The 25,277-nt window shown below is 68.1% G+C and carries 22 protein-coding genes and 1 rRNA gene; 16 read left to right on the top strand and 7 right to left on the bottom strand.

Going from position 1 to position 25,277, the window contains the following annotated elements; genetic code table 11:
• The 11 genes from rrf to AB4Y91_RS13310 form a co-directional block, all read left to right on the top strand.
• Positions 1–87, top strand: a 5S ribosomal RNA gene (gene rrf, locus AB4Y91_RS13360); the annotation flags it as partial.
• 404 nt (positions 88–491) lie between these two features.
• A complete protein-coding gene (locus AB4Y91_RS13355; RefSeq protein WP_441418930.1) occupies positions 492–2,498 on the top strand; it encodes a hypothetical protein in 2,007 nt (668 codons plus the stop codon).
• 6 nt (positions 2,499–2,504) lie between these two features.
• Entirely contained in the window at positions 2,505–3,497 is a 993-nt protein-coding gene (locus tag AB4Y91_RS13350) for an HAD-IIA family hydrolase (RefSeq protein ID WP_441418929.1), read from the top strand.
• Positions 3,498–3,507: 10 nt separating this feature from the next.
• On the top strand, positions 3,508–3,756 hold the full coding sequence (locus tag AB4Y91_RS13345; protein ID WP_441418928.1) for a hypothetical protein: 249 nt from the start codon (positions 3,508–3,510) through the stop codon (positions 3,754–3,756).
• Positions 3,753–4,577, top strand: a complete 825-nt coding sequence (locus AB4Y91_RS13340; protein WP_441418927.1) for a TlyA family RNA methyltransferase — start codon at positions 3,753–3,755, stop codon at positions 4,575–4,577. The genes AB4Y91_RS13345 and AB4Y91_RS13340 overlap by 4 nt, the downstream gene beginning before the upstream one ends.
• Positions 4,578–4,599: 22 nt before the next feature.
• Entirely contained in the window at positions 4,600–5,637 is a 1,038-nt protein-coding gene (locus tag AB4Y91_RS13335) for an NAD kinase (protein WP_441418926.1), read from the top strand.
• 3 nt (positions 5,638–5,640) lie between these two features.
• Positions 5,641–7,377, top strand: coding sequence for a DNA repair protein RecN (gene recN, locus AB4Y91_RS13330; protein ID WP_441418925.1), 1,737 nt, complete (start codon positions 5,641–5,643; stop codon positions 7,375–7,377).
• Positions 7,378–7,450: 73 nt separating this feature from the next.
• Positions 7,451–9,217, top strand: a complete 1,767-nt coding sequence (locus AB4Y91_RS13325) for a CTP synthase (RefSeq protein ID WP_441418924.1) — start codon at positions 7,451–7,453, stop codon at positions 9,215–9,217.
• A gap of 27 nt (positions 9,218–9,244) precedes the next feature.
• The gene (locus AB4Y91_RS13320) at positions 9,245–9,907 is read left to right on the top strand and encodes an NUDIX domain-containing protein (RefSeq protein ID WP_441418923.1); all 663 of its coding nucleotides are present in this window, start codon (positions 9,245–9,247) and stop codon (positions 9,905–9,907) included.
• Positions 9,907–10,932, top strand: a complete 1,026-nt coding sequence (gene xerD / locus AB4Y91_RS13315) for a site-specific tyrosine recombinase XerD (protein WP_441418922.1) — start codon at positions 9,907–9,909, stop codon at positions 10,930–10,932. Before AB4Y91_RS13320 ends, xerD begins: the two co-directional genes overlap by 1 nt.
• 151 nt (positions 10,933–11,083) lie before the next feature.
• Positions 11,084–12,721: a DUF222 domain-containing protein gene (locus AB4Y91_RS13310; protein WP_441418921.1), complete on the top strand. Its 1,638-nt coding sequence runs from the start codon at positions 11,084–11,086 to the stop codon at positions 12,719–12,721.
• A gap of 22 nt (positions 12,722–12,743) precedes the next feature.
• Here the strand turns inward: AB4Y91_RS13310 and AB4Y91_RS13305 are convergent, their stop codons facing one another.
• Positions 12,744–13,238, bottom strand: a complete 495-nt coding sequence (locus AB4Y91_RS13305) for a GNAT family N-acetyltransferase (RefSeq protein ID WP_441418920.1) — start codon at positions 13,236–13,238, stop codon at positions 12,744–12,746.
• A gap of 118 nt (positions 13,239–13,356) precedes the next feature.
• On the opposite strand from AB4Y91_RS13305, the gene AB4Y91_RS13300 reads away from it, so the two are divergent.
• From AB4Y91_RS13300 to AB4Y91_RS13285, 4 genes are all read left to right on the top strand, one after another.
• Positions 13,357–13,860 (top strand): RNA polymerase sigma factor, encoded by a 504-nt coding sequence (locus AB4Y91_RS13300; protein WP_441418919.1) that lies wholly within the window; start codon positions 13,357–13,359, stop codon positions 13,858–13,860.
• A gap of 2 nt (positions 13,861–13,862) precedes the next feature.
• Positions 13,863–14,654 carry a hypothetical protein gene (locus tag AB4Y91_RS13295; protein ID WP_441418918.1) on the top strand — a complete coding sequence of 264 codons (792 nt, stop codon included), beginning with the start codon at positions 13,863–13,865 and terminating at the stop codon, positions 14,652–14,654.
• A gap of 32 nt (positions 14,655–14,686) precedes the next feature.
• Positions 14,687–15,187 (top strand): NUDIX domain-containing protein, encoded by a 501-nt coding sequence (locus AB4Y91_RS13290; RefSeq protein ID WP_441418917.1) that lies wholly within the window; start codon positions 14,687–14,689, stop codon positions 15,185–15,187.
• A 159-nt stretch (positions 15,188–15,346) separates the two neighbouring features.
• Positions 15,347–16,216, top strand: a complete 870-nt coding sequence (locus AB4Y91_RS13285; RefSeq protein WP_441418916.1) for a hypothetical protein — start codon at positions 15,347–15,349, stop codon at positions 16,214–16,216.
• A gap of 82 nt (positions 16,217–16,298) precedes the next feature.
• Here the strand turns inward: AB4Y91_RS13285 and AB4Y91_RS13280 are convergent, their stop codons facing one another.
• The 4 genes from AB4Y91_RS13280 to AB4Y91_RS13265 form a co-directional block, all read right to left on the bottom strand.
• Entirely contained in the window at positions 16,299–17,438 is a 1,140-nt protein-coding gene (locus tag AB4Y91_RS13280) for a bifunctional 2-methylcitrate synthase/citrate synthase (RefSeq protein WP_441418915.1), read from the bottom strand.
• A gap of 62 nt (positions 17,439–17,500) precedes the next feature.
• On the bottom strand, positions 17,501–18,403 hold the full coding sequence (gene prpB / locus AB4Y91_RS13275) for a methylisocitrate lyase (protein WP_441418914.1): 903 nt from the start codon (positions 18,401–18,403) through the stop codon (positions 17,501–17,503).
• Entirely contained in the window at positions 18,403–19,923 is a 1,521-nt protein-coding gene (locus AB4Y91_RS13270; RefSeq protein WP_441418913.1) for an MmgE/PrpD family protein, read from the bottom strand. The genes prpB and AB4Y91_RS13270 overlap by 1 nt, the downstream gene beginning before the upstream one ends.
• A gap of 10 nt (positions 19,924–19,933) precedes the next feature.
• Positions 19,934–20,575 carry a GntR family transcriptional regulator gene (locus tag AB4Y91_RS13265; RefSeq protein WP_441418912.1) on the bottom strand — a complete coding sequence of 214 codons (642 nt, stop codon included), beginning with the start codon at positions 20,573–20,575 and terminating at the stop codon, positions 19,934–19,936.
• A 183-nt stretch (positions 20,576–20,758) separates the two neighbouring features.
• Here AB4Y91_RS13265 and AB4Y91_RS13260 point away from each other — a divergent pair, with 183 nt between their 5' ends.
• Positions 20,759–22,678 carry a propionyl-CoA synthetase gene (locus tag AB4Y91_RS13260; protein ID WP_441418911.1) on the top strand — a complete coding sequence of 640 codons (1,920 nt, stop codon included), beginning with the start codon at positions 20,759–20,761 and terminating at the stop codon, positions 22,676–22,678.
• 56 nt (positions 22,679–22,734) lie between these two features.
• Here AB4Y91_RS13260 and AB4Y91_RS13255 read toward each other — a convergent pair whose 3' ends face one another.
• A complete protein-coding gene (locus tag AB4Y91_RS13255) occupies positions 22,735–23,454 on the bottom strand; it encodes a response regulator (protein WP_441418910.1) in 720 nt (239 codons plus the stop codon).
• The gene (locus AB4Y91_RS13250; RefSeq protein WP_441418909.1) at positions 23,451–25,172 is read right to left on the bottom strand and encodes a sensor histidine kinase; all 1,722 of its coding nucleotides are present in this window, start codon (positions 25,170–25,172) and stop codon (positions 23,451–23,453) included. Before AB4Y91_RS13250 ends, AB4Y91_RS13255 begins: the two co-directional genes overlap by 4 nt.
• Positions 25,173–25,277 lie beyond the last annotated feature (105 nt).

The following is a 25,277-nucleotide window of genomic DNA, read 5'->3' as shown; positions in this document are numbered from 1 at the left end:
GGTCCCATCCCGAACCCGGAAGCTAAGACCCACAGCGCCGATGGTACTGCACCCGGGAGGGTGTGGGAGAGTAGGTCACCGCCGGACAACCATTACAGCCAGGCCCCGACACACAGTGTCGGGGCCTGAGCCCTTTAACACCCCAAACAGTGCCATTGAGAGGGATCAGCGGACACTTCCTCACCACCTGCGTGGTAGACGGGATCGCTCTCGCATAACTCTCCCGCGGTACCGGCAAGTACCCGACGAACCGTCCCGCAGCCCAAGCTGTGATGAGGCCCGGGTGAGCGCCGTCCGGCTGGGCTGTGAGACTTGACACCGCATCGGCCTAAAGCCCCGCTGCCGTTAGCCGGGTGCTGGCGTCTCGCCTAGAATTGATTGAGATGTACGGACTTCGAAGCGCTTGATTTCGGGTTGCGTAGCGAACGAAACACGGAAACAGAGCGGCTGCGATTGCGCCAGTGGTCAGCTCATAACAGGAGGAATCCAACATGGCTGAGCACAACGACGGCAACCGCGGCGGCAACGACCGCGGCAACTTTGGCGGGGGACGAAACTCTGGCGGCGGTGGATTCCGTGGTACGAGCAACTCCGGGGGTGATCCCCGCGGTTTCCGCGCCAGGGACGACCGTTCGGCCGGATCGAAGCCGGCTGGCGACCGGAAGCCGTTCAGCGGTGCCGGTGGCGACCGCGATCGTAGGCCTTTTGGCGACCGTCCGTCGCGTGAGGGCGGGGAGCGTCGCAGCTTCGATGCTGATCGTAATCGGAAGCCGTTCAGTGGTGGTGGCGATCGTGATCGGAAGCCGTTCAGTGGTGGTGGCGATCGTGATCGGAAGCCGTTCAGTGGTGGTGGCGATCGTGATCGTAAGCCGTTCGGCGATCGTCCGTCGCGTGAGGGCGGGGAGCGTCGCAGCTTCGGCGCAGATCGTGATCGTAAGCCGTTCAGCGGTGGTGGCGATCGTGATCGGAAGCCGTTCACCGGTGCCGGTGGCGATCGTGATCGGAAGCCGTTCACCGGTGCCGGTGGCGATCGTGATCGTAAGCCGTTTGGTGATCGTCCGTCGCGTGAGGGTGGGGAGCGTCGCAGCTTCGGCGCAGATCGTGATCGGAAGCCGTTCAGTGGTGGTGGCGATCGTGATCGTAAGCCGTTTGGTGATCGTCCGTCGCGTGAGGGCGGGGAGCGTCGCAGCTTCGGTGGCGACCGGGACCGTAAGCCGTTCACCGGTGCCGGCGGCGATCGTGATCGTAAGCCGTTTGGTGACCGTCCCTCGCGTGAGGGTGGGGAACGTCGCAGCTTCGGCGGCGACCGGGACCGTAAGCCGTTCAGTGGCGGGGATAATCGCAAGCCTTTCGGCAACCGCGAGGACCGTCCGGCTCGCAGCTTTGACCGCGCCGAGTCCGGTCCGCGCCAGTTCGGCCGTGACCGCGCCGAGGACCGCCCCGTGCGCGAGCCGAACGCCCGGGACCTGCGCAGCGCTAACCGCCCGGACCGTGAGCGTTCACCGCAGATCGACGAGGACGTCACCGGCAAAGAACTCGACCGGGCCACGCAGCACCAGATCAAGACCCTTGAAGACAACAGCGCCGAATGGGTGGCACGCCACCTCGTGATGGCCGGCCGCCTTCTTGATGAGGAGCCTGAGCTCGCCTTCCAGCACGCCCTGGCGGCGAGCCGCCGCGGCGGCCGCCTCGCAGCGGTCCGCGAAGCCGTTGGCCTGACTGCGTATGCTGCAGGACACTACGGTGAGGCGCTGCGGGAATTCCGCACCTACCGCCGGATCAGCGGATCCAACATGCACCTGCCGGTGATGGCCGACTGCGAGCGTGGCCTCGGCCGCCCGGATCGTGCCCTGGACATGGCCCGCTCCGAAGAGGCCAAGGACCTCGACGCTCCGGGCAAGGTGGAACTGGCGATCGTCGCGGCCGGCGCCCGTACCGACCTCGGCCAGCTCGACGCTGCGGTCTCCGAGCTCGAAATCGCGCAGCTGGACATCAACCGCGCGTTCTCCTACAGCCCGCGGCTCTTCCGCGCCTACGCCGATGCCTTGACGGCGGCCGGCCGCGACGCCGAAGCGGGGAAGTGGCAGCGCCAGGCCGTCGTCGCCGAGAAGGCCCTGGGCATGGGCGTTGACGAGGAACCGGACATCATCGACCTCGGTTGGGACGAGGAAGAGGAAGCCCGCGAGGAAAAGGAGCGCCGCCGGATCCTGCAGCAGCAGTCCGAGCAGCAGGCCGCCGGCGAGGCCGCACCCCGTGCCGCCGGTGCCGGAGCGGTGGCCGGCCTCCCGGAGACCGACGCGCCGCAGTCTGCTGTTCGCGATCTTGAAGCCGGCTCCGACGACGAAGAGCCCGACTTCTTCGAATCCGACGACGCCGAATCCGACGAGGATTCCGTGGAAGCCGACGAACTGGAAGCCGACGAACTGGAACCTGTGGAGTCGGAATCCAGTGACGCCGACGCCGGGGAGTCCCACTACTCGGAACGCGTCGAGGACTAGTCCGCAATGGCCGAAGCTGAGCTGATTTCCCGGTTCGACGCGCTCCTCGCCGATTTGGACGGCGTCGTCTATGCGGGCCCGCACGCCATTCCCGGCGCCGTGGAGTCGCTCCGCCGCCTCTCGGAAATCGGCGTCGGGCTGGGTTACGTAACGAACAACGCCTCCCGTTCGCCCGCGGAGGTTGCACAGCACCTGCGCGAGCTCGGCGCCCCTGCGGAGGAGCAGCAGGTGGTGAGTTCGCCACAGGCGGCCGGCGAACTGCTGGCCTCGCTGCTGCCTGCCGGTGCCCGCGTCCTGATCACCGGTGGCGAGGCGCTGGCCCGCGAAATCGAACTCGCAGGGCTAGTGCCGGTCCGCAGTGAGGCCGAGGATCCCGTCGCCGTCGTGCAGGGCTTTCACCCGGATCTGGGCTGGAAGGACCTCGCGGAGGCATCTTACGTCGTTGCGGCCGGCGCCCTTTGGGTGGCCACCAATACGGACATGTCCATTCCGCAGGCCCGCGGTATGGCGCCCGGCAACGGCACACTGGTTGCCGCCGTCGCCGCCGCCACCGGCCGGCAACCGCTCGTCGCGGGCAAGCCCGAAGCGCCGCTGTTCCACGCTGCCGCCAAGCGCCTGGCGGCCGACCGCCCGCTGGTGGTCGGAGACCGGCTGGACACGGACATCCTCGGCGGCAACAACGCCGGCTTCGCGACGGTGGCCGTGCTGACCGGTGTGGACACGAGGGAATCCATCCTCACCGCGCGCACCATGGAACGCCCCACTTTCGTGATCAATGACCTCACCGACCTCTACCGCCCCTACCCGGCGGTGGAGCGCGACGCCGAGGGACGCTACCGTTGCGGAGCGGCTTCGGCGCTCGTCGAGGGGACCACGGTGCGCGTCAGCGGGGATCCCGCGGACCTCGACTCGTGGCGTGCAGCCTGTGCCGCCTGGTGGGCTGCGAACCCCGAAACTGCAACCGCCCTGGCGCCCGGCCTCGAGTGGCTGGATCACTAGACTGGAGAGCATGACCGAGCAAAGTTCTTCCACCGATGCCGATTTGGAAAGCGCTGACGCCCGGATCGACTGGCCTGCGCCCGCCGACGCCGCTGCTGTAGACGATCCGGCCGTAGATGCCTTGCTGGTGCGCCTGAACGCGCTGCCGGAGCTGCCGGTCGCGGACCACGGCGAGGTCTACGCCGGCCTGCACGACGAGCTGGCGGCAGCCCTCAACGAGGACGTGACCGGACAGCGTGCGGGGGACTCCCCGCAATGACCAGGCTTGATCAGGCCCTCGTCAGCCGCGGGCTGGCAAGGTCCCGCACCCATGCCGCGCGCCTGATCGGCGAGGGCAAGGTCAGCTCTGGAGGCGAAGTGCTCGCCAAGGCCTCCTTCCAGGTCCAGGACGGCATGGCCCTTGATGTCGCCGCCACCAGCGAGGACGACTACGTCAGCCGCGCGGCCCACAAACTGGCCGGCGCCCTGGATGCCTTTCCCGACGTCGAGGTTTCCGGCAAGCGCTGCCTCGACGCCGGAGCCTCCACCGGCGGCTTCACCGAGGTGCTGCTTCGGCGCGGCGCCGCGCATGTCGTCGCCGTCGACGTCGGGCATGACCAGCTGGTACCGCAAATCCGCAACGACGCGCGGGTCTCGGTCCACGAAGGGCTCAACGTCCGCTACATGACCCCGGAAATGATCGGCGGCCCGGCGGCGCTGACCGTGGCGGACCTGTCGTTCATCTCGCTGACCCTCGTGGTGGCGCCCCTCGCGGCGTGCACCGAGCCCGGCGGGGACCTGGTCCTGATGGTCAAGCCGCAATTCGAGATCGGCAAGGACCGGCTGGGCCGCACCGGCGTGGTCACCTCCGTGCGGGAACGCCGCATGGCCGTCGCCAAGGTGGCGTCCGCGGCGATGGACGCAGGCCTGGACCTGGCGGGCCTCGCGCAGAGTCCGCTGCCCGGCCAGGACGGAAACGTGGAGTACTTCCTGTGGATAAAACGCGGGATCCGGACAGACCTGCCTAAGATCGAGGAGCGGGACGCAGCCGTTGCTGCGTTACTCGGAACGATCTGGCCAGAGCAGCACGAGAAGCACTAGAAGCACTAGAAGGCGGAACCCGATGAGCAGGCGTGTCCTCATCCTTGCCCACACCGGCCGCGAGGAATCCCTCAAGGCCGCTTGGGAAGCGTGCGCCCAGCTGCATGCCTCCGGCCTCGTCGCGGTGATGCAGAAATCCGAGCTCGCCGACATGGTCAGGTTCTTCGGCCGGCTGGACCAGCCCGTCGAGGTCCTGCACGACCACGTCAAACTGCCCGACGTCGAACTCGTCATGGTGCTCGGCGGTGACGGCACTATCCTGCGCGCCGCGGAGCTGGTCCGCGAGGTGGACGTGCCGCTGCTCGGCGTCAACCTCGGCCACGTCGGCTTCCTCGCTGAGAGCGAGCGGGCGGACCTGGCCCAGACCGTGGAGTGGATCGCCAGCCGCCAGTACACGGTGGAGGAGCGGATGACCATCGATGTGCAGGTGTGGGTCCGAGGGCAGAAGATCTGGCACACCTGGGCGCTGAACGAGGCCGCCATCGAAAAAGGCAACCGTGAACGGATGCTCGAGGTGGTCACCGAGGTAGACGAACGCCCGCTCACCTCCTTCGGCTGCGACGGCGTCGTCCTTGCCACCCCCACCGGCTCCACCGCTTACGCGTTCTCCGCCGGCGGCCCCGTGGTGTGGCCCGAGGTCGAGGCGCTGCTGATCGTGCCGATCAGTGCCCACGCCCTCTTCGCCAAGCCGCTCGTGGTCTCGCCCAGGTCCCGGCTGGCCGTCGAAATCCTGAACCGCACCGACGCCCAGGGCGTGCTGTGGTGCGACGGCCGGCGCTCCGTGGACCTGCCGCCGGGAGCCCGCGTGGAAGTGACCCGCTCGGCCACGCCGGTAAGGCTGGCCCGCACCCACCAGACCCCGTTCTCCGGACGCCTGGTCCGCAAGTTCGAGCTCCCCATCCAGGGCTGGCGCGGTCCGGTGCCGCAGACCGACACCATCCACACCGGGCCCCTGCCGGTGGTGCGCACCCCGCGGCCCAGCCGCGCGCTGCCCACGCCCCGTCATGCGGGCCCCGGCGCGGATCCGGAAGCACCAACTGATCCCTCGACTGTGAAGTGACCCATGCTTGAAGAACTGAGAATCCGCGACCTCGGCGTCATCACCGACGCGACGCTGCCGCTGGGCCCCGGCCTGAGCGTGGTGACCGGCGAGACCGGCGCCGGTAAGACGATGGTGGTCACCGCCGTCGGCCTCCTGCTCGGCGCAAGGTCCGACGCCGGCGCCGTCCGCAGCGGGGCGAAAAGCGCCTCCGCGGAAGCCGTGCTGAAGCTCGACGCCGGGCACGCTGCGATCAGCCGGGCACGCGAGGCCGGAGCCGAGGTCGAGGAGTTCGACGGCGGCGCCGAACTGCTGCTCGCCCGGAGCGTGGGTGCCGACGGGCGTAGCCGCGCCTACCTCGGCGGCCGCGCCGCGCCGGTCGGAGTCCTCGCCGAGATCGGCGGGACGCTGGTGGTGGTCCACGGTCAGTCGGACCAGATCAGGCTCAAGAGCCCGGTGGCGCAGCGCGAAGCCCTGGATAAGTTTGCGGGGGAGGGCCTGGCCGGTTCCCTGGCCGCCTACCAGGAGCTGCACGGGCACTGGAAGGCCAGCCAGGCCGAGCTGGACGAACTCCGCAGTGCCGCCCGCGAACGGCTGCGCGAGGCGGAATCCCTCGAGGCAGCCCTTGCCGAGATCGACGCCGTCGACCCACAGCCCGGCGAGGACGAATCGCTGAAAGCGGAGGCCGTCAAGCTCGCCAACGTCGAAGAGCTCCGAATCGCAGCCAGCACCGCCCATCAGGCCCTCATCTCCGAGGACTTCGGCGAGGACGCCGATGCCACCACGCTGGTGGACGCCGCAAAGCGCACCCTGGAGCACGTCGCGGAACACGACGGCGAACTGGGCTCTGCCGCCGCCCGGCTGGCGGAGGTGGGCTTCCTGCTCAACGACATCGCCGGCGACCTGGCCAGCTACCAGGCCTCCCTCGACACTGAGGGGCCGGAACGCCTGGCCGAGATCGAGGACCGGCGCGCCGCGCTGGCCAAGCTGGTGCGTAAGTACGCCCCCAGCATCGACGAGGTGTTGCTCTGGGCGGAGCAGGCCCGGGCCCGTTTCGAAGAGCTCCAGGACGACTCCACCCGGATCGAGGCGCTGGACGCCGAGGTCGCCCGCTCCGAGGCCGACCTCCGCAAGCAGGCCGCGGCCATCAGCAAGACCCGGAAGAAGGCCGCCAAGGACCTCTCAGCCCGGGTCAGCGCCGAGCTGACCGCGCTGGCCATGGCCGACGCCACCCTGGTCATCAATGTGGACCCCGGTGAGCAGCTGGGCCCGTTCGGCACCGACGAGATTTCCTTCCTGCTGCAGCCCCACTCCGGCGCGCCGGCCCGGCCGCTGGGCAAGGGTGCGTCCGGCGGTGAGCTCTCCCGCGTGATGCTCGCCATCGAAGTGGTGCTGGCCGCCGTCGACCCGGTACCGACGTTCGTCTTCGACGAGGTCGACGCCGGCGTCGGCGGCCGCGCCGCCGTCGAGATCGGCCGCCGGCTGGCCATGCTCGCCCGGCATGTCCAGGTCCTCGTGGTCACCCACCTGCCGCAGGTGGCGGCCTTCGCCGACCAGCACATCCGGGTCACCAAGACCTCGGTGCGCGGGGCCGACGGCGCGACGGCGACCGGCTTCACCTCCAGCGATGTCCAGCTGCTGGACGAGGCGGAACGGGTCCGCGAGCTGGCCCGCATGCTCGCCGGGCAGGAAGACTCCGAATCGGCCCGGGCACACGCGCAGGAACTGCTGGACGACGCGAAGCTGCTGCCGCAGGCCTGATCGATCTTCCGGCGCGCCGGGACTGGGATGACCATCACAGCGGTGATTTATCGACCCTAGGACGGCCGAATTGATGATAGGCTCAAATTCCGTGGTGCAGCGATCAAATTCCCGTGTAAATTCCCGGTTCCCGGGCTCGTCCAAGACGACCAAACACATCTTCGTAACCGGTGGTGTGGCGTCCTCGCTCGGTAAGGGACTGACGGCTTCGAGCCTCGGTCACCTCCTGCGGGCACGCGGCCTGTCTGTAACAATGCAAAAGCTCGATCCCTATCTGAACGTGGATCCGGGCACGATGAATCCCTTCCAGCACGGCGAAGTCTTCGTGACCGACGACGGCGCCGAGACGGACCTCGACATCGGCCACTACGAGCGCTTCCTCGATGAAAACCTTGAGGGCTCGGCCAACGTCACGACCGGCCAGGTGTACTCCACGGTCATTGCCAAGGAGCGCCGCGGCGAGTACCTCGGCGACACCGTCCAGGTCATCCCGCACATCACCGATGAGATCAAGCGCCGCATGCGGCTCCCCGCCGAGGGCAAGAACGCTCCGGACGTCATCATCACCGAAATCGGCGGCACCGTTGGCGACATCGAATCCCAGCCGTTCCTCGAGTCCGCACGCCAGGTCCGCCAGGACGTCGGCCGGAACAACGTGTTCTTCCTGCACGTCTCCCTCGTGCCCTACATCGGGCCCTCGCAGGAACTGAAGACCAAGCCGACGCAGCACTCCGTCGCTGCGCTGCGCTCCATCGGTATCCAGCCCGAGGCGATCGTGATCCGCTCCGACCGCGAGGTCCCGCAGGCCATGCGCGACAAGATCGGCCGGATGTGCGACGTCGACATCGACGCCGTGATCGGCTGCCCGGACGCACCGAGCATCTACGACATCCCCAAGACCCTGCACTCCCAGGGCCTGGACTCCTACATCGTCCGCGCCCTGGACCTGCCGTTCAAGGACGTCGACTGGACCAGCTGGGACAAGCTCCTCGAAGCCGTCCACAACCCCAAGCATGAGGTTGAGATTGCCCTCGTGGGCAAGTACATCGACCTGCCGGACGCCTACCTGTCCGTGACCGAAGCACTGCGTGCCGGCGGCTTCGCAAACGACACCAAGGTCAAGATCCGCTGGGTCCCCTCGGACGAATGCGAAACCCACGACGGTGCCGTCAAGTCCCTGGCCGGCGTGGACGCGATTTGCGTCCCTGGCGGCTTCGGCATCCGCGGCCTTGAGGGCAAGCTCGGCGCCCTGAAGTACGCCCGCGAAACCAAGCTCCCGGTGCTGGGCCTGTGCCTGGGCCTGCAGTGCATGGTGATCGAGTACGCCCGCAACGTGGTCGGCCTGGAGGGCGCCTCCTCGTCCGAGTTCGAACCGGACTCTAAGTACCCGGTCATCGCCACGATGGAAGAGCAGCTCGACATCGTCGACGGCAAGGGCGACCTGGGCGGCACCATGCGCCTGGGCCTGTATGAGGCGAAGCTGGACGAGGGTTCGGTCATCGCCGAGACCTACGGCACCACTACGGTCAGCGAACGCCACCGGCACCGCTACGAGGTCAACAACAAGTACCGCGAGCAGATCGCTGCCCAGGGCCTCGTCTTCTCCGGAACTTCGCCGGACGGCAAGCTGGTCGAGTACGTCGAGCTTCCCCGTGAAGTCCACCCGTACTACGTGGCCACGCAGGCGCACCCGGAGCTGAGCTCACGGCCCACCCGCCCGCACCCGCTGTTCGCCGGGCTGGTCAAGGCTGCCCTGGACCGCCAGCACGGCGCGGGCCAGCCTGCCGCTGCCACTGGCAAGGCTGCGGCCGCCAAGTCGACTCCGGCAGAGTCAAAGTAACTCCCAACTGAATCAAAGGACGGCGCGATGCCCGGTCAGTCTGAGACCCCCAATGCTGCACGGCAGGTTTCGGATGAGCCGAGCCCGCGCCGTCTTTTGTCTTCCGAGAAGGTCTACGAAGGCCGGATCTGGGACGTTGTCAGCGACAGTTTCCAGCTGAGCGACGACGGCGAGCCACTGGTCCGTGATTACATCGACCACCCCGGTGCGGTGGCCGTGTTGCCGATGAACGACGACGGCGAGATCCTGCTGATCAAGCAGTACCGGCACCCGGTGGGCATGGCCCTTTGGGAAATCCCCGCCGGGCTGCTCGACGTCGAGGGCGAGGACTTCGTGGCCGGGGCAGCCCGGGAGCTCGCCGAGGAATCGGACTTGGTGGCCGGGACGTGGAACGTGCTGGCGGACTTCTTCAACTCACCCGGTTCCTCCAGCGAAGCCATCCGCATCTACCTGGCCCGGGACCTGAGCGACGTCCCCGGCCACGAACTGCACGTCCGCACCGACGAGGAAGCGGAAATCGAGCTGCACTGGATCCCGCTCGACGCGGCTGTCTCGGCGGTGCTGGACGGACGGCTGCACAACCCCTCCGCCGTCGTCGGAATCCTCGCCGCCGCCGCGGCCCGGTCCGACGGGTTCCAGGGACTCCGCCCGGCCGACGCGCCGTGGCCGGCCCACCCCAGCCAGCGCTGATGACCGGACTGCTGGCGGCCGAACCTCCCGCCGCTGAACCTCCTGCCGCTGTCGAGCCCGCGGCGAAGCCGGCGCCCGCCCGCCCGCTGACCGCCGTCGACCGCGCCATCACCGACTACCTGCAGCACATGGGGGTTGAGCGCGGACTGGCCGCGAACACCCTCTCCGCTTACCGACGCGACTTGGCGCGCTACGCCCGGCACCTCGCCAGGGCCGGCCGCCAGCGCCCGGAGGAGATCACCCGACGCGACGTGACCGGCTTCGTGCAGGCGCTCTCCGACGGGTCCGACGGCGGTTCCGCCCTCGGTGTGCGCTCGGCCGCCCGCACGGTTGTGGCGGTTCGCGGGCTGCACAAGTTCTGGGCGCTGGAAGGTGTCACGCCCGCCGACCCGGCCAGCGATGTGCACCCGCCGATGCCCGGAAAGCGGCTGCCCAAGGCCATCACGGTCGATGAGGTGACCCGCATCCTGGAAGCGGCCGGGACCGACACTGCGACCGGACTGCGCGACCGCGCCCTGCTCGAGTTCCTGTATTCCACCGGGGCGCGCATCAGCGAGGCCGTAGGCCTCGACGTCGACGACATCTCGCTCCAAGGGGACGACGAGCCCGGCCCGGCGATTGTCCGGCTGTTCGGCAAGGGCTCCAAGGAGCGCTTGGTGCCGCTGGGATCCTACGGAGCACGCGCCCTGGACGCCTACCTGGTCCGCGGCCGGCCGCTGCTGGCCGCCAAGGGCAAAGGCACCCCGGCCCTCTTCCTGAACGCCCGGGGCGGCCGGATCAGCCGCCAAAGCGCCTGGACCATCCTCAAAGCCGCGGCCGAGAAGGCCAACATCACCAAGGACGTTTCGCCCCACACCCTGCGGCACTCCTTCGCCACGCACCTGCTCGAGGGCGGGGCGGATGTCCGCGTTGTGCAAGAGCTGTTGGGCCACGCGTCCGTAACCACCACACAGGTCTACACCCTGGTCACCGCTGACACGCTGCGCGAGATCTACGCCGCCGCGCATCCGAGAGCGCTGGGGTAGGCAACCGCCTCGACTGCCCGGCCTGGCCGTCTACCCTGCCTGATCCGCTTGGCTTGCTTGGCCTGCCGGGCGTGCGGCCGGCAGCTTGCCGGCCGGCAGGATGCGACGCACCGCCATCAATAATGTCGGTGCTCGTTCGTAGGCTGGGGGTATGAAAAGCGGTGTGGCTTTCAATGCGCAGACTGGTGAGGCACTGGCAGCCGTTGCCGACTCTGTCGCTGCACTGGCTGCCGTCTTAAGCGACGGCGAAGAGCATACCGATCCGCTGCGGGCCTTGGTCGATGGTTGCCTGGACGGTCTGGCCGAGGTGGCCCGGCTGGAGGCCCGGACCGCCGCACTGAAGGTCAGGCTCGCAGCGGCTTACCTGCAGGCCGCAGAAGCCCTGGCACAGCCCGCGGCGACGCCGCGGGATTCGAGAGCGCAGGAGATGGCCGTGGTAGCCGAGGTCGCATGTGTGCTTTCCGTGAGCGAACGGAGCGCCGGAGCCCTCCTGCACGAAAGCCGGGCACTCACGACGTCGTTGCCTCTAACCCTGGCAGCCTTGCAGGCCGGAACCATCTCGTGGCAGCACGCCCGGATCATGGTCGACGAAGCCGAGGGCCTGGATCCGGCCGGGGCGGCGGCGCTGGAGACCCACTTCCTGGACCCGGAGGCACCAGATCCGGCGCGTGGATGCCCGGCCGGGGAGTTGGCGCCGGGCCGGTTTCGGGCCAAGGCCCGTAGCTGGCGCGAACACCACCACCCGGTCAGCGTAGAGTCGCGCCACACCAAGAGTGCGGGGGACCGTCGGGTCGAATACTGCCCGGACCGGGACGGGATGGCCTGGCTTTCGGCGTATCTTCCGGCCGACTCGGCCGCCGGTATCTGGGAGCGGATCACCAGCGCGGCCCGGGCCCTGCAAAACCCTTCGGAGGTCCGGACCCTGAGCCAGCTCCGCGCGGACGTTGCCGCCACCTGGCTGCTGAGCAACGGGGGCGGCGAAGCGGGCGGCGGCGGGGGCGAGGCTGTGGCCGGGGATGTCCCGGCGCCGCGGGCACAGGTCCTGATCACGGTCCCGGCCCTCTCCCTGCTTGGAGTCACCGACGAACCTGCCATGCTGGACGGGCACGGACCGATCCCGCCGTCGATGGCCCGCCGTCTGGTCGCGGGCGGCGCCGATTCGTTCTACCGGGTCCTGACCGACCCGCGCGACGGCGCCCCGCTGGAAATCGGCCGCACCAGCTACCGCGTCCCGAAGGCCCTGCGGCAGTGGCTGCGCCTGCGTGACGGCAAATGCCCGTTCCCGGGCTGCAACAACCTGTCCCTGGACAACGACGCCGACCACCTCCTGGCCTGGGCCGACGGCGGCACCACCGGGATCGCCAACCTCGGCCAACCCTGCCGCAAACACCACCGCCTCAAACACACCACCGCCTGGGCACCCACCCAAGCCAGTCAAGACCACCCGCCTGGCTGGACCTCACCGACCGGCCGGCACTACGCCAGCGAACACCAGGATTGGGAACCACCCCACTTGCCGACGCTCATTGCGGAGTCGGACACCCAGTCCCACCAAGGACTGCCAGGGCATACGGGATACGGGAGTGTGCCCGCGCCGTTTCCAGAGGATCGTGCAGGCGAACATTTTGGACTGGAACTGCCGGAGGATCCCCTCCCGGACTGGTATGAATTTCCGGACTGGTATGAATTTAGGGTCGGGCACGAAATCCCTGCCGTTGAAGCAACCGACCCGGACTGGTCCTCGGCGATGGGAACCACGCTGGTAGGGCGCCTTCTCCAACCGGTCTGATCGACTAATCAACTGACGGTCCCTACCTCACCATGCGTGCGTCGACGATCTTTGGAGCCCCGGGGTCCCTCTGTTCCGTACCGTCGAAATCGAAGCCGTTGCGGCGATAGAACGCCACCGCACGGGGATTGTCCTTCGCGACCCACAGCATGGCCCCACCATCGCCCACGGTCGCATCCATCAAGGCCTGTCCCACCCCGGTGCCGTGGTGCTCCGCCAACACGTAAAGGCTGTAGAGCTGCCGGTCGCGGGGGAGTTGCTGACCCCTCGCGTCGAGGCTGGGACCAGCGAACGCGAAGCCGATGATCTGTCCTCTGCTCTCCGCGATTCTGATAGTCCATTCCACGCGGGGGTTCCCGAGGACCCTGTTCCACATCTGGTGTCGGCTCCGGACATGCTCCTCGGTGAAGAAGTCCTCAGGAAGTAAGCGTGAATACGTCTCCCGCCACGTGGCCACGTGCAGATCAGCGATCTCAAGTGCCTCGGGCAGCGCGGGTTCGCGCAAAGTGAAGGGCATCACGACATCCTGCCAGAATTTCCGCTCCTGAATGTTTTTAGTGGCCGATGTAAGAAAAAACCCGTCGCAGGACACTTAGTCTTCAGGAAGAAGTCATCCGATGTCCGGGGGAAGCACCATGTTGGCTGCCAAAGAGCAAGCGTTCATTGACCTGCACACGCAACATTCAGTGCGGGTCTACCGCTACATTGCCTGCCGGATCAGCGACCGGCACCGCGCCGAGGAACTGGCTGCGGATGTCTTCAGGATTGCCTGGGAAAAGCAGCTGCCGGAACCACCCGGTATTGGCTGGCTGCTGGCGACCGCCCGGAACGTGATCGGCAACGAATACAAGGGCCGCCGTCGCCGCCAGGAACTGGTCGATCGGCTGGAAGATGAGGCCCGCAGCCAGGTTCCAGGGCCAGACACTGAACAACGCGCCGCCGTAGCGGACGTTCTAGCGCGGTTGAGGGAGCGGGATCGCGAGGTCCTCATGCTCAGCTACTGGGACGAACTGAGCACCGCTGAACTGTCCCAGGCGCTGGGATGTTCTCCGTCCGCCGCTGCAGTCCGACTGCACCGGGCACGCCGGGCCTTCGCGAAGGCCGCGCCCACCCATCTCATGACCGAACGGAAGGACTAGCCATGGACCGCATCGAACAGCTCATGAAGGACGCCAAGCCGCGTGTCGGTGCACCGGGCGTGGCGCCGGGGAGCGATGCTGCCCGCTCTGCCGTCTTTTCTACGGATCCCAACATTGTCCAACTGGCCGGGCGCACACCCGCAGGGCGGACACCGGCACGACGCAAAACCGTCCGGGCCGCGGCGGCAACCGTGCTGGCCGCTGCTGCTGTCGTTGCCGCAGTGGTGATCGGCGGGAACCTGATGCCGCAATCGGCGCCCGGCCCTGCCCAGACCGGGGTCCCAACGGTGACCGCCTCCGCAAGCCCCGCACCGAGTCCTGCCAGCCCCTCACCAAGTTCGGCCACCCCGACGGCGCCCACGTCCACAGCCGCTCCCGCTCCAACGAGCGCCGCAGCTTTGAGCACCGGCGGCGTCGCGTGCACGCTGTCCAATATCGACCAGCAGCGCAATGACCAGACGCGTGCCATCAAGGCGATCCCCGCCGCCGAGCAGGCTTATTACACCGTGCTGGGCTGTGCTGACGGTTGGCTCGCCTACTCCATTTCCGATGATGGCGTCCGGGCGCTCAAGCTCGACGGCGGCAACGCGTGGTACAAGATTGCCAAGCTGCAAAACGGCCGTTTCCTCTGTGACGTTCGGCAGGAGTGGGCCTACGTCTTCAACTGGGAGTTCCAGGCGACGAACAACCAGGGACTCACCGCGCAGCAGGCCATGGACAAGGAATTCGCGGCCAAGGGAATTCCGGTCAAACTGCGGCCGAAGCTGGTCGGCGAGGGCCCGGCGGCCGGGTAACTTCGGTGCCGGCGGCTATTAGGCTGGAATACATGAACCTCACACCAGTGACCCTCTGCTTCCTGCTCCGCGATACGGCGGGCGGCGCGGAGGTGCTGCTGGGCCTGAAAAGGACCGGGTTCGGCGTCGGCAAGATCGTCGGCGTCGGCGGCCACGTCGAACCGGGGGAGAGCGACGCCGAGGCCGTGGTCCGCGAGGTCTGGGAAGAGGTCGGCGTCGTGGTGCTCCAGGAGGACCTGGTCCACGCCGGCAACGTCGAGTTCATCTTTCCCGCCCGGCCGGCATGGAACATGGCCTGCCGGCTCTTCACCACCCGGCGCTGGAACGGCGAACCCGCCGAAAGCGCGGAAATAACGCCCGAATGGTTCGGCGTCGGGGAGCTTCCGTTGCACCGCATGTGGCAGGATGCCGGGCACTGGCTACCACCGGCGCTGGCCGGCGAAACCATCGACGTCGTCGTGGTCCTCAACGAGGACAACGAAACGGTGGCGTCGATCCGCTACCCCTCCACGCAGAGGACCGCGCAGGGCTGAGGCCCGGCGCCCGCGACGAATATTTCCGCGACTCGAAACTCGGTGCGGGGAATGCCGCGGCTCGGCCGGTAGCCTAGGCTTCGAACATTGCTCAGCGGCGATCCAGGCACTTCCTTCGCTCGCCGGCAAGCGGCACACGGACCACATTGGGGGCAAGGCATGGATTCAAGCAAGCACGACCTTACGGGCGGGGAGTCCTACGACGACGAACAGCCGGCCGTAAACGGTACACGCCGCCGCTGGCCGCTGGCGGCTGCCGTCGTTATCGTCGCGCTGGCGGCCGTTGCCGGGGGCGTCGCCGTCGCCGGCAATATGCGGCCCGCCGACCCGGCCCCCGCTGCGGCCTCGACGGCGGCAGTATCCACGCCGACCGAATCCGCCACCGTCACGACGGAACCGTCGCCCACCGCCACGGCGTCGGAATCCGCGACGCCGTCGGCAACCACAGCGCCCGCAACGGACGGGACGGTCAGCGGAGTCACCAACGGGCGTTACGTCAGCGCTTCGGCCGGGGTCTCGTTCACCTTGCCTGACCGTTGGACGGTAGAGGAATCCACGGACCGGCCCGCCGAGTTCCCGGGGACCAAAATCATCGTCTTCAACGAAGCCAGGATGCAGGTGGCCGAGCTTTATCACGGCGCCACTGGTGCAGTCGGCGGCGCCTGCGGTCCGGGTCCGTACAAAATGACGGAACTCGACACAGCGCCGGCCCTGGACACGCCGTGGGCCCAGGCCAGTGGAGTGCGGTTTTCCTACCGCGTCCTGGATATGCGGGCGGACGGCGGCGCCTTCGACTACCAGGTTGGACTGGTCGACAATGTGACCGGGCAAGTGAAGGACAGCTGCAAGATGTTCTCCTTCGTGTCCGGTGCGCCCAAGGGCACCCTGTCCTTTGCCGACCGCACCTTCCAAAGCCAGAGGAACGATGACCCCATCTTCAACTCGCTGGCGGAGGCCAAGGACTTTATGCGGAGCCCGGAGTACAAGAAGCTCAAGGCCATGATCCTCAGCCTGAGGATGCAGGGCTAGCCACAAAAAGCGCGGGCCGTCCACCTCCCGGAGGTGGGCGGCCCGCGCTTTTTTGTTGCTCGCACTGGCTAAGTCATGCTGTCTACGGCACGTGGCGTTCCTCGACACCGTTGTATTCGCTCAGCGGGCGGATCAGCGAGTTCGAGTCCAGCTGCTCCATGATGTGCGCGGTCCAGCCGGTGATCCGGCTGGCGACGAACAGCGGAGTGAAGGTGGGGGTGTCGAATCCCATCAGGTGGTACGTCGGTCCGGCCGGGTAGTCGAGGTTCGGCTTGATCGCCTTCGCCTCGTCCATCGCGGCCTCGAGTCCGTTGTAGAGCCCCAGCAGCTCCGGACGGCCGTAGTGCGCGATCATCTTGTCCAGGGCCGCCTTCATGGTGGGCACCCGGGAGTCGCCGTGCTTGTACACACGGTGGCCGAAGCCCATGACCTTCTTCTTGTGCGCCAGGGCATCTTCCATCCAGGCCTTCGCCCGCACCGCAGCCTCGTCGAGCGACTCCTCCTGCCGGATGCCGATCTCGTCGAAGGTGTGCATGACCGCCTCGTTCGCGCCGCCGTGCAGCGGCCCCTTCAGCGCCCCGATGGCGCCGGTCACGGCCGAGTGCAGGTCCGAGAGCGTGGAGGTGATTACCCGCGCCGTGAAGGTCGAGGCGTTGAAGGAGTGCTCGGCGTACAGGATCATCGAGACATTGAAGGCCTCCACTACTTCCTGGACCGGCTCCTCGCCGAAGGACATCCATAGGAAGTTGGCGGAATAGCCCAGGTCGTCACGGGGCTCCACCGCTGCCTGCCCGTGGCGACGGCGCTGGTCGTAGGCCACCACCGCCGGCATGGCGGCGAAGAGGTCCACGGCCTTGGCCATGTTGGCCTCCCGCGAGGAGTCCTCGGCGAGCGGGTGCCGGGCGCCCATCACCGACGCCGCGGTGCGGCAGACGTCCATGGGGTGCGAGGTGATCGGCAGCGCGTCGATGACCTGCTTGACGACCGGATCCAGGGCACGTCCCGCGCGCTCGGCGGCGGTGAACTCCGCCAGCTGCTCCGGCGTCGGCAGCTCGCCGTTCCAGAGCAGGTAGGCCACTTCCTCGAAACTGCACTTGGCTGCCAGCTCCTGGACGGGGTAGCCGCGGTAGAGCAGGGAATTGGTGTCCGGGTTGACCTTGGACACCGCGGTGTAGTCCACCACGACGCCGGCAAGGCCCTTTTTGATCTCATTTTCAGCCATGCTGAAACTCCTTTGTTCCTAACGCCTGTTGACCGGCCGGGGCCGGCAGTCCGGTGGGGGTGTCAGATGCCGGGGATCTGGAAATTGAAGACCCCGGTGTCAAAGCGGTTGTACGCCTCGTAGTCGACGAGGTCGTAGAGACGCGCACGGGTCAGCATGCTCGAAACCTGTGCCTCCTGGGTGCCGTCGGATTTGATCGATTCCAGAGTACGCTCAGCAGCGCCCATGGCACTACGGAGCAGCGTTACCGGGTAGATGACCATGTTGACGCCGACGCCGGCCAGCTCGTCGACCGTGAACAGCGCGCTCTTGCCGAACTCGGTCATGTTGGCCAGAATCGGCACGTCGACGGCGTCGCGGATGGCCTGGAACTCGCTGAGGTCCTTCATGGCTTCCGGGAAGATCGCGTCAGCGCCGGCTTCCACGAGGGCCTTGGCCCGCTGCTGCGCCGCCTCGAGCCCATCGGTGGCCCGGATGTCGGTCCGGGCCATGATCAGGAAGTTGGGATCCCGCCGGGCGTCGGCCGCGGCCCGGATCCGCTTGGTCGCGGTGTCGAGGTCCACAACGTTCTTACCGTCGAGGTGGCCGCAGCGCTTCGGGTTGAACTGGTCCTCGATGTGGCAGCCGGCCAGGCCCGCGTTCTCGAGCTCCTGGATGGTGCGTGCGACGTTCATCGGCTCGCCGAAACCGGTATCGGCGTCGACGATCGAGGGCAGGTCCGTCATCCGGGCGATCTGCCCGGCCCGGGTGGCCACCTCGGTGAGCGTGGTCAGGCCGATGTCCGGCAGGCCGAGGTCATTGGCGAGGACGGCGCCGGAGATGTACACCCCCGCGAATCCCTTTTCCTCGATCAGCCGGGCCGAGAGCGGGTTGAACGCACCCGGGAACTGCTGGATCGTTCCGGAAGCAAGCAGCTCCCGGAACCGGATCCGCTTCTGCTCCGGCGTGGTCTTCGAATACAGCATTAGAAGAGTCCCTTCGGGGCGGCTGCCAGGTCGATCACGCCGTCGGCTGCCTTGATGTTGAGCTGGTCGAGCTCGCCGGCGGCGAGTTCGGGAAGCCGCGCGGCGGCGGCCAGGAAGCGCTCGATCTCGTCCTCGGCCACGAGGCCGGCGGCGAGGGTGCGGAACTTGTTGACGTACTGCTCGCGGGCGAACGGCCGGGCGCCCAGCGGGTGCGCGTCGGCGACGGCGATCTGGTCGGTGATGACGGTGCCGTCCTTGAGCGTGATCTCCACGGAGCCGCCGAAGGCCTTCTCCGCGATATCCAGCGAGTGGTAGCGGCGGGTCCATTCCGGATCCTCGACCGTGGTCACCTTGTGCCACAGCTCCACCGTGTCCGGGCGGCCTGCGCGCTCCGGGGCGTAGGAATCGACGTGGTGCCAGGCCCCGTCCTGCAGGGCCACCGTGAAGATGTACGGGATGGAGTGGTCCAGGGTTTCCCGGCTTGCCGTGGGGCTGTACTTCTGCGGGTCGTTGGCGCCGGAACCGATCACGTAGTGCGTGTGGTGGCTGGTCTTGATCAGCACGGACTCGACGTTGGCCGGGTCGGTGACCTCGGGGTGCTCGCCGTGCAGCTTGCGGGCCAGGTCAATCCACGCCTGTGCCTGGTACTCGGCGGAGTGTTCCTTGGTGTAGGTGTCCATGATGGCGCGCTTGGCTTCGCCGTCCTCGGGCAGCGGCACCGTGTAGTTGGCGTCGGGGCCATCGAGCATCCAGGCGATGACGCCGTCTTCACCTTCGTAGATCGGCACCGGGGAGGTCTGGCCGCGTATGGCACGGTCGGCGGATTCAACAGCCATCTTGCCGGCAAACGCGGGGGCGTGGGCCTTCCAGGTGGAGATCTCGCCCTTGCGGGACTGGCGGGTGGCGGTGGTGGTGTGCAGCGCCTGGCCGATGGACTGGAAGATGGTCTCGACGTCGAGGCCCAGCAGGGTGCCGATGCCGGCGGCGGCGGAGGGGCCCAGGTGCGCTACGTGGTCGATCTTGTGCTTGTGCAGGCAGATGGCCTTGACCAGGTTGACCTGGATCTCGTAGCCGGTGGCGATGCCGCGGATCAGGTCCTTGCCGCTGGAACCGACGTGCTGGGCGACGGCGAGGATCGGCGGGATGTTGTCGCCCGGGTGGGAGTAGTCCGCGGCCAGGAACGTGTCGTGGTAGTCGAGTTCGCGGACGGCGACGCCGTTGGCCCAGGCCGCCCATTCCGGAGCAACGCGCTCCTCGATGCCGAACACCTTCGAGCCCTTGCCGCCGGTGCTGGGACCGTGGGTGAGTGCCTGGGCGCGGGCGGCGACGATCGGGGCGCGGTTCAGGGAAGCGATGGCCACCGAAGCATTGTCGATGACACGGTTGATCACCATGTCGGTGACCTCGTCGGAGACGGCGACGGGATCCGCGGCGACCTTGGCGATCTTATAGGCGAGCTGGTCCTCGCGGGCCAGGTTTTCCTCGCTCTTGTAAACGCGGACGTGGTGTTCCTTAACCATGGTGCTCCTTCTAGTGAGGTACGTGGGTGGCTTTGACGTGGGAAAGGCTTCGGTGCAGATGCAGCGTGGTGGCGGCCTCGGCGAGCCGCGGGTTGCCGGCGGCGATGGCTTCGGCAATGGTGGCGTGCTCGGCGGCCGCTGCGGTGAGGCGCTCGGCGTCGTCGGCCGCCAGCCGGCGCACCCGGACCAGGTGAACGCGCAGGCTGCGCATGGCCTGGACCAGGTAGGAGTTGGAAATAGCGGCGTCGATGGCCGCGTCGAGCCGCCCGACCAGGCTGTAGTAGTCATGGCGTGCGGGGTCTGTGCCATTGATCAGCTCCGGCGCTCGCAGGAGCTCGCGACGCAGTTGCTCGAATGTCGCCGCATCGCCGCGCTCGGCGGCCAGCGCCGCGGCCCTGCCCTCGAGGGTTTCGCGCAGTTCGAAGAGTTCGTCAATGTCCTCGAGGGAAATGTCGGTAACGACGACGCCGCGGCCGCCCGCCGTCGTCGTCAGCCCTTCCGCGCTGAGCCGGCTGAGGGCCTCGCGCAGCGGGGTCCGCGAGATGCCGAGCCGCTCGGACTGTTCGACCTCGGCGAGGACTGTTCCCGGCAGGAGACGCCACTCGATGATGTCGTCGCGCAGGGCGGCGTAGGCCTTGTCACTGGCGCGCATGATGGTCTCCTTCCTCGGCTGACCCGTCCAGTGTATACACAATCGGCAGAATAGGCCACACTTTCCGGCCCTAATCAGCAAAAAGAGCCAGATCCAAGTGTCCGGTGTATACACAGCCCTTGTGGAAGGACCCCAGCAGGGCTACCATGAGCTGCATCACAACGTCGTGGACGGGATTACTTCATGGTCACCAAGAGCTACCGGGACAGTTACCAGCGCAGCGTTGAGCAGCCGGAGGACTTCTGGCTTGAGGCCGCCGGGAAGATCGACTGGAGCACGCCGCCGGGCCGGGCCCTCGACTCCAGCCGCGCGCCGCTTTACAGCTGGTTTCCCGACGGCGTGCTGAACACCTGCTACAACGCCCTGGACCGCCACGTGGCGGAGGGCCGCGGCGGCCAGGACGCCCTGATCTACGACTCCGCCATGCTGGGCACGCAGCAGCGCTTCAGCTACGCCGAGCTCACCGACCTCGTCGCTCGCTTCGCCGGGGTGCTGCGCAGCCACGGCGTCGGCAAGGGCGACCGCGTGGTGATCTACATGCCGATGATCCCGGAGGCCGCCATCGCCATGCTGGCAACCGCCCGGCTCGGCGCGATCCACTCGGTGGTCTTCGGCGGTTTCGCGCCTAAGGAACTCGCCGCCCGCATCCGGGACGCCGACCCCGCCGCCGTGGTCACCGCCTCCGGCGGAATCGAGCCCTCGCGGCGGATCGAGTACCTCCCGGCCGTCGCCGAAGCGCTGGAACTGGCCGGCGCGCCGGAGACCCCCGTGCTGGTCAAGGCACGGGAAGGCTTCACCGCGTCCGCTGCAGACCACGCCGGTTGGCTGGACTGGGACACGGCGATGGCGTCCGCCGAGCCCGCCGCCCCGGTCGACGTCGCAGCCACGGACCCCCTCTACATCCTCTACACCTCGGGCACCACCGGGTCACCCAAGGGCGTGGTGCGGGACAACGGGGGCCACGCCGTCGCCCTGAGCTGGACGCTGGAGAATATCTACGACGTCGGCCCCGGCGACGTCATGTGGACTGCCTCCGACGTCGGCTGGGTGGTGGGGCACTCGTATATTGTTTACGGGCCGCTGCTGGCCGGCGCCACCACCGTGATCTATGAAGGCAAGCCGGTGGGCACCCCGGACGCGGGCGCGTTCTGGCGGGTCATCCAGGACCACAAGGTCAACGTGCTGTTTACCGCCCCTACCGCGTTGCGGGCCATCCGGAAGGCCGACCCCGAGGCAAAGCTGCTCGAAGAATACGACATCTCCAGCCTGCGCACCCTGTTTGCGGCGGGCGAGCGGCTGGACACGGACACGTTCCACTGGGCGTCCCGCGTCCTCGGCGTGCCCGTGGTGGACCACTGGTGGCAGACCGAGACCGGCTGGGCCATCTGCGCCAACCCTCGCGGCCTGGACGGGCTGCCGATCAAGGCCGGTTCGCCCAGCGTTCCGATGCCCGGCTTCAGGCTGCGGATCCTGGACGGCGCGGGCGACGAGGTGGAAACCGGCACCGAGGGGAACATCGTCCTGGGACTGCCCCTGCCGCCGGGCACGCTGACCACGCTCTGGCGCAACGACGAACGCTACATCTCCTCCTACCTGCAGGCCTTCGAGGGCTGCTACGCCACCGGCGACTCCGGTTACCAGGACGAGGACGGCTACCTCTTCGTGATGGGCCGGACCGACGACATCATCAACGTCGCCGGGCACAGGCTCTCCACCGGCGCCATGGAACAGGTGATCGGCCAGCACCCGGCCGTCGCCGAATGCGCTGTGATCGGACTCGCGGACCCCCTCAAGGGCCAACGCCCCAGCGGCTACGTGGTCCTCAAATCGGGGGTGGACGTGCCGGAGGAGATCCTGGTCAAGGACCTGATCGCCCTGGTCCGGCGCGACATTGGCGCCGTGGCGGATTTCAAGCACGTCACGGTCGTGGAGGCCCTGCCGAAGACCCGCTCCGGAAAGATCCTGCGCAAGACCATGCGCCAAATCGCCGACGGCGACGACTATGTGGTGCCCTCCACGATCGAGGACGCCGGCGTGATCGACCAGCTCCTGGAGACGCTGCGGCCCGGCGCCGTGGGCACCCGCCCGTCAACGGCGTCCTAGTCCGCCAGTTGGGTGAGCTGGCGCCGCGGGGGAGAGGCATGGGGCCAGGTGTAGGGCTACGACGCCGGCCGGCTCCAGCGGTACTCGTTCTCCGGCCGGCCGGGGGCGCCGTAGCGTGCGGTGCGTGACACCGTACCGGCGTCCGCGAGGTACTCGAGGTAGCGGCGGGCCGTGACGCGGGACATGCCCAGTGCTTCCATCACCTCGCTGGCCGACACCGCACCGGCCTGCAGCTTCATGAAGTCCTGCACGGAATCCAGTGTCGAGGCGGACAGGCCCTTGGGCAGCGGCAGTTCGGAGGGCGCCCGCAGGCTGGCGAAGGCCTGGTCCACGTCACTCTGGGACGCCCCGGCGCCGGTACCGCCCGGGCCGGGGGAGGCCAGCTGTTCACGGAACTGCCGGTAGCTGCTCAGCTTGTCCGCGAACGTGGCGTAGGTGAACGGCTTGATCAGGTACTGCACGACGCCGGTTGCCACGGCGCTGCGGACGATGTTCAGCTCCCGCACCGCCGTGATCGCGATGATGTCCGCAAAGAGGCCGGCGGCACGCATCCGGCGGGCGATGTCCAGCCCGTGCAGGTCCGGCAGGTTCATGTCCAGCAAGACCAGTTCCACGGGCTGCCCGGCGGCTGACAGGTCCGTCATCAGGCGCAGGGCGGACTGCCCGTCCGGGGCAGACCCGGCCAGGGTGAAGCCCTCGAGCCGGCCGATGTAGGCGGCGTGGGCGGCCGCGGCGATCGGCTCGTCCTCGACGACGAGTACGCGGATATCGCTCATTGCTGTTCCTCTGCTGTCCCGGCTGGTTCTTCCCTGGCGCCGTCCGCGGCGCCTCTCGCCGCGCCTGCCGCTGCAGCCGGTGCCGTCGGCAGGGTGACACGGAACAGTGCCCCGGCCGGGCTGGTGATTGTCATGCTACCGCCCAGGCGCTGCACGGCCTGGCGGACCAGGGCCAGCCCGAGGCCGCGCCCGAAGGGACCCGGAGCCTTGGTGCTGAAGCCGTGCCGGAAAACATCCTCCACGGCGTCCGGATCGATGCCGGGGCCGCTGTCCTCCACCGTGATCTCCAGGGCTCCGCCCGCCGAGGAGACACTCAGCTCCACGAGGCGCGGCGGTGGCGCATCGGCCGCGGCGTCGATCGCGTTGTCGAGCAGGTTGCCGAGGATGGCAACGAGATCCTGGACGGCCAGTCCGGTCACCGCCGTGGAGCCGTCGGTGGTGAGGATGAGTTCGACGCCGCGTTCGTGCGCCTCGGCGGCCTTGCCCATGACCAGGGCGCCGAGCACCGGCTCCTCGAGGGAGCTGACCAGGTCATCGGTCAGCCGCTGGCTCAGCTCCAGGTCGTTGGTGGCGAAATCCAGTGCCTCGTTGCCGCGGCCCAGTTCCATCAGGGACACGATGGTGTGCAGCCGGTTGGCGTGTTCGTGAGTCTGGGCGCGGAGGGCGTCGGAGAGCGTCCGCATGGTCTCCAACTCGCTGCCGAGCGACTCGATTTCGGTGCGGTCCCGGATGGTGGCCACCGTGCCGTAGACGGGGGCGCCGGAGGCCGCCGGCCGCTGCCGGGCCGCGGGGGAGCGGGGCCCGACCGCGGGGCCCTGGTTCACCACCAGGACACGCGGGCCGGTCAGGTGGATTTCGTCCTGGGCGGTCCGGCCGGATTCGAAGAGTTCCTTGAGGCTGGGGGCCAGCGGCAGTTCCGCCAGCGACGGCGCGTCCGGTCCGCGGCCGCCGGAGGACCCGACGTCGACGGCGCGGGGCGGCACCCCGAGCAGCGCGGCCGCCTGATCGTTGTACATAACCACCTTGCCCTTCGGGTCAATCAGGATCACCCCCTCGCGGACCGAGTGGAGCACCGACTCGTAATAGGCGAACAGCTGCGCCAGCTGCTCCGGGCCCCAGCCGCGGGTAACCCGGCGGAGGTAGCGGCCCAGCAGCCAGGAGGCCACCGAACCGCCGGCCAGCAGAGCCACTGCGATCGCGAGCAGCGCCGGCAGGCGGCCGGAAAACGCGACATCCACCGTCCCCACCGTCACGCCCGCCGCCACCAGGGCCCGGACCTTGCCGTCGGCGTCCTTGACCGGGGCGATCGTCCGCACGGACGGTCCGAGTGTGCCGGCCATGATCTCGGTGAAGACCTCGCCGCGCAGGGCCGCGTCGATCGAGCCGATGTAGGGCTTGCCCAGCTCCTCGTTGCGGGGATGGGTCCACCGGGTCCGGTCCGGCGCCATGATCGTGATGAAGTCCGCGCGGGCGTCCCGCATCACCTCCAGGGCGTAGGGCTGGAGCCTCGCCGAGGGATTGGGGGCGCTCGCCGCCTGCAGCACCAGGGGGTTGTCTGCCACCGCGGTGGCGATCCCGGCCATCCGCCGGCCGGCTTCCTCGTAGGCGTGGTCGCGGGCGTCGACGAAGGTGGCCGTGCCGACGACGGCGGTCAGGGCCAGCATGAACAGCAAGTGGGCCACAAACAGCCTGCGGGCGATGCTCCAGTGATGGATCAACTGCACCTTCCATGACCAATATGAACGCAACGGTGATGCGCGTCACTTCATCCCCAATGATGGAGAAACACGCAGAACGGACGTGATGCGCACCCCAAGCCGCAT

It is taken from the genome of Arthrobacter sp. YAF16 (assembly GCF_052113385.1).
In the GTDB taxonomy this organism is placed as follows: domain Bacteria; phylum Actinomycetota; class Actinomycetes; order Actinomycetales; family Micrococcaceae; genus Arthrobacter.
Note: the sequence above shows the minus strand (reverse complement) of the source record. Positions and strands in the feature narration are given on the sequence as shown.